The following is a 1,283-nucleotide window of genomic DNA, read 5'->3' on the forward strand; positions in this document are numbered from 1 at the left end:
CAGGGCCGACGCATGATCATTCTCTGCACAAGTTGATCAAGTCTCGATCAGTTGAACGGCTCCAAGTACGATTTTAATTGTACCTTGCGTTGCCAAGCTGTAAATAGTCGAGATCTTAACCAACTGTTTATTATTATGGCCCAGAAGTCTTTGCTCGACTACCTTGAATCAATCCCAGACCCACGCAATCAGGCCAAGTGCTCACATATCTTGTCAGAGGTTGTTTTCATGGCCATTTGCGCCATGATGTGCGGTTTTGATACTTGGAGCGAGATTACCTTGTTTGCTCAAGAGCGAGAGCCATGGTTCCGGCGCTGGCTGCGCTTGCCTGGCGGCATTCCATCACACGATACATTCAACCGCATCTTTGCCACTCTGCCTCCCGCCAGTCTGAAATCCATTTTTCAAGCGTGGATCGGCGACATCATGGGCGATGAAAAACTGGTTGGCCAACTAGCGGTTGATGGTAAAGCTCTTCGTGCTACCGCTAAAGGGCGAGGAGCCAACGTTGTTCATATGGTCAATGTCTGGTCAACTGAGCTGGGAATGTGTGTTGGCCAGCAAAAAGTCGCTGACAAATCTAACGAGATCACGGCAATACCTGAGCTACTCCAACTTCTTGAATTAAAAGGGTGTTTGGTCAGTATTGATGCAATGGGTACACAGGTCAAAATTGCTGACACCATCCTCAAGAAGTCGGGGGATTACCTGCTTGCGGTGAAAGACAACCAACCTAGCCTCAATACTGAAGTAAAAGAACAGTTCCAAGCGTATTGGGATAAGAATGAAAGCGATGTTTCGGGGCACGGCTTTACTGAACAATTTGACTCAGAACATGGGCGAAAAGAGCATCGACGTTGTTGGGTTCTGGTGGTTGATGAAAGCATGCCAGTTTGCCAGCAGTGGAAAGCGAAGACGATCATAGCCGTGCAGGCTGAGCGAATTGAAAATGGCAAAGGCTATGATTTCGTGAGATTTTATATAAGTAGCCGAGCGTTGGATGCCACCTCAGCGCTGAAGGCAACCCGAGCGCACTGGTCGGTAGAAAATCTGCTGCACTGGACTTTAGATATTGCGTTCGGAGAGGATCAACTTCAGGCCAGAGCGGGCTTCGCTGGGGAAAACTTAGCGGTCATCAGGCAGTGGATACTGAACATGCTGAAGCAAAACAAATCACGTAATCTAAGCATGGCCAACAAGCGCAGGCTCTGCTGTCTGAATGAACAATATTTGTTCGAATGTATGGGGTTGTTCAAAGTATAAACACTGATGCGTCAGCCCTG

Annotated in this window: 1 protein-coding gene; it reads left to right on the forward strand. The window is 48.1% G+C overall.

What is annotated here, in order from left to right; all coding sequences use genetic code 11:
* The first annotated feature begins 135 nt into the window (after nucleotides 1–135).
* Nucleotides 136–1,263 carry an ISAs1-like element ISKpn9 family transposase gene (locus tag J9892_RS20635; protein WP_053288160.1) on the forward strand — a complete coding sequence of 376 codons (1,128 nt, stop codon included), beginning with the start codon at nucleotides 136–138 and terminating at the stop codon, nucleotides 1,261–1,263.
* Nucleotides 1,264–1,283: the final 20 nt, after the last annotated feature.

The organism is Aeromonas sp. Prich7-2, assembly GCF_017939255.1.
GTDB classification, from domain to species: Bacteria; Pseudomonadota; Gammaproteobacteria; order Enterobacterales; family Aeromonadaceae; genus Aeromonas; species Aeromonas caviae.

What these genes read in the sequence shown, in the direction of transcription:
- J9892_RS20635 (WP_053288160.1), top strand. Translation starts at nt 136, where the DNA reads ATGGCCCAGAAGTCTTTGCTCGACTACCTTGAATCAATCCCAGACCCA.